This is a genomic window from Microbulbifer elongatus (assembly GCF_020524885.1).
GTDB classification, from domain to species: Bacteria; Pseudomonadota; Gammaproteobacteria; order Pseudomonadales; family Cellvibrionaceae; genus Microbulbifer; species Microbulbifer elongatus_A.
This window is the reverse complement of the sequence record NZ_JAIVKJ010000012.1, coordinates 1-3048: the sequence shown is the minus strand read 5'-3', so window position 1 is coordinate 3048 and position 3048 is coordinate 1. Positions and strand designations below refer to the sequence as shown.

General features: G+C 49.3%; 4 protein-coding genes. All 4 read left to right on the top strand.

Annotation, left to right across the window (positions count from 1 at the left end; all coding sequences use genetic code 11):
* The first annotated feature begins 187 nt into the window (after positions 1-187).
* The 4 genes from LC059_RS17750 to LC059_RS17735 all read left to right on the top strand — a co-directional run bounded on the left by LC059_RS17750 (position 188) and on the right by LC059_RS17735 (position 2774).
* A complete protein-coding gene (locus LC059_RS17750) occupies positions 188-496 on the top strand; it encodes a transposase (protein WP_226705211.1) in 309 nt (102 codons plus the stop codon).
* 8 nt (positions 497-504) lie between these two features.
* A complete protein-coding gene (locus LC059_RS17745) occupies positions 505-1356 on the top strand; it encodes an IS3 family transposase (protein WP_226705212.1) in 852 nt (283 codons plus the stop codon).
* Between the two features lie 109 nt (positions 1357-1465).
* The gene (locus LC059_RS17740; protein ID WP_226705210.1) at positions 1466-1924 is read left to right on the top strand and encodes a suppressor of fused domain protein; all 459 of its coding nucleotides are present in this window, start codon (positions 1466-1468) and stop codon (positions 1922-1924) included.
* A gap of 616 nt (positions 1925-2540) precedes the next feature.
* Positions 2541-2774 (top strand): hypothetical protein, encoded by a 234-nt coding sequence (locus LC059_RS17735; protein WP_226705209.1) that lies wholly within the window; start codon positions 2541-2543, stop codon positions 2772-2774.
* The last annotated feature ends 274 nt before the right edge of the window (positions 2775-3048 follow it).

Below are 3048 nucleotides of genomic sequence, written 5' to 3'. Positions count from 1 at the left end.
GGTTAACAAGCAGCGGCAGAGCGACAGCCAACGCTACGCACCTTTTGTGTTACTCGCTTGCGCTCAAACATTAACACAAAATGCGCTCCGCGCTGGCTGCGCCTGCGCTGGACGTTATGCGTAAGACTTACCCACGTTTAGTAGACACCTTGTATAGTTAGGTTTCGGCCTAACACGGAGGTACACCATGGGTAAGAAAAGAACTCAGGCGTATACGGAAGAGTTTCGCAGGGAGGCAGTAAAGCGGGCAGAGAAGCCCGGTGTTACTACGGCCTCAGTCGCTCGGGAGCTGGGTGTCAGTGCTCAGCAGATCTACAATTGGCGCCGCCAGTTTAACCGACTCTCAGAGAAACAGTTCAACAGCCTGGATGGTGTCGATTACTCGAAGCAAGAGAGTGCGGAAGTGCGCCGGCTCAAGAAGGAATTGCATGAGGCTCGCCAAGAGGTCGAGTTTCTAAAAAAGGCAGCTGCGTACTTTGCGAATCACCAAGAGTAAAGTACGCGCTGATACGTGAGCATGTAGGGTTGTATCCGATACGCTTAATGTGTCGGTGCCTGGAAGTGTCGGCGTCAGGTTTTTACCGCTGGCTAGGCAGGGGAGAAAGTGAGCGTGTAATCCGCAGGAAGCGCGTCACAGCGAAGGTTAAAGATACCTTTGAAGCCTTCAAGGCTCGATATGGTGCTCCCCGGATCGCTCGCGAATTATCGGATGCGGGCATACCTTGCTCAACGAATTATATCGCTGGAATCATGCACAAAGAGCAAATTCGAGCGAGGAACGGTAAGGGCTTTCGTTACAGTAGGGCTGTCGAGGGTAAGGTAAATGTCGCTGCAAACCTGCTGAAGCGGTGCTTCGGGGTTGACCAGCCCAACTGTCGCTGGACCAGCGATATCACGTATATCTGGGTGAGGGATCGCTGGCTTTACCTCGCGGCAGTGATGGACCTGTATTCCCGACGCATCGTCGGCTGGGCGCTGGATACCCAGATGACGGAAGAACTTACCCAGAGAGCATTGAAAATGGCTCTAGAGCAAAGAGGTTCTAAGCCGGGGCTTATCGTGCATTCAGATCAAGGCGTTCAGTATCGGGCTCAGGGGTACCAGGATCTGCTATTGGCGAACGGGTGTCGTCCCAGTATGAGCCGCCAGGCAAACTGTTGGGACAATGCCGCGATGGAGTCGTTCTTCAGTCGGCTAAAGGTGGAGCTGGTGTACGCAGGGAGCTTTGAGAATATCAGTCAGGCGAAATCCGAGGTGTTTGAATACATCGAGGTTTTCTACAACAGAGTACGTAGGCACTCTACACTGGGTTACAAAAGTCCAGCAGAGTATGAGCGCAAATACGCATCGTTATAGTGTCTACTTTTTGTGGGTAAGACCAGCGTTTCCATAAAGTATGAATTTCTCGAAATTTGAAACACAGATTTACTTGTTTTTGGCCGAGTCGATGGGTTCGGAAGAGACCTTGTCTGCATATGAATTCGAGGGCGGATTTCGTGCAGGTTACTTCCAGGTGGGTGATGAACGTGACCCCATTGACCTGGTATTTTCATTTCCAAAAAACGGGAGAGATTGCTATTTAATGGCCACGGATGGAGATCCATATGAGCTATGCAAGGAAATGTCTGCCCTGCAGGAGTACAACGAAAGCACTGCTCACCTGTGTAGCACCCATACGGTCAAGACAAACAGTCAATACATGGATAGAGCTGGATGGGTTGCCTATTTAATTACTACGCCAGCGGTACTTACGAGTGATCTCCCAAATAGTGCTGATATAACTGGTGAGATAGTGCGTTTTCACCTCGCTATTCCGCTGTGTAAAGAAGAGTATGAGATTAAGCTCGCGAATGACAATGATACTTTGATGGAATATTTTGAAAAAACTCGAAGAGATATTGTCGCCTTCGGAGCCCACGCATAACAATGCGCTGCAATGGGACAGCTAACTTTGCGCACTTTATGCGCAGTCGCTTCGCTCCATGGTCGCGCATAAAATACGCAAAGTTAGCCGCACTTGAGCGCGGCGTTATGAGTCAGCAAGGTCAGAACAATGAGAAGATCTGCAAGTATTGCTGAAGTGAGTCGAAAGTACGAGGAGTTAAACCGGTCGCTATTGGCCCATCAGATTTCTTCTGGCCTATTTGGCCTTTTAGCACTCATCATGGTGCCAACATCATTGTTTGCCCCAGACACTGAGTCGGTATTAGTCGCTTTGTTTTCTAGCTTGATTTTCATGCAGGCCCTGAAAGGCAAAAAGGAGTTAAAGAGCTTCAAAGCTGAGTTTCAGAAAAACCCTAAGTCATATGCAAGGCGTCGCATACCAAAGCCGATAATGTACTATGTGTACTTCTGGTACCTCCCACGGTGAAACTCATAACAATCACGGGCAGTGAAGCTCCGGCCCTTCGGGCCTCCGCGGGACGGCTTACCTTATGCACGTTTTGCGCGGGTCGCTCCGCTCCCATTTTCGCGCAAAAAGCGCATAAGGTAAGCCGCCCCTGCCGTGGGCGTTATGTGAAGAGCACCGATATATCGGTATGGCTAAAACGATGTCAAAAATAGAAAAGTACATCATCGCTAGTGATGTCGGAGATCGAGACGGCATAGGTATAGAAATATACTCAGGTAACGATATGCTTCTCGAAGTATTTCGGGATGATTCCAAGAAGGTTCGAGAAGTTACCTTATACAGAGAAAATCTCGATCTTGACTTAGTTGAGCAATCAATAGAGCTATTTAAGCGTGAGATTCCCTGGGAATTCCAAGATTAGTGGTAGCCCATCACATAACAAACACAGGCAGTAAGGCTACGGCCCTTCGGGCCTCCGCGGGACGTCTTACCTTGTGCACCTTTTGCGCGGGTCGCTACGCTCCCATTTTCACGCAAAAGGCGCACAAGGTAAGCCGCCCCTGCTGTGGGCGTTATGTTCACTTCGTGTTCAAGTGATATTAGGGAGAATAAAATCTAATGAGCTACCAAAAAGATAATTCCAAAGTTGCCGAGCGGTTTCTCGGTCAAAGCATTATGTTCAGCGCGGCTCTTTT

Excerpts from the sequence above, each read along its gene's own strand:
- LC059_RS17750 (WP_226705211.1), top strand. The coding sequence starts at position 188 with ATGGGTAAGAAAAGAACTCAGGCGTATACGGAAGAGTTTCGCAGGGAG.
- LC059_RS17735 (WP_226705209.1), top strand. The coding sequence starts at position 2,541 with ATGGCTAAAACGATGTCAAAAATAGAAAAGTACATCATCGCTAGTGAT.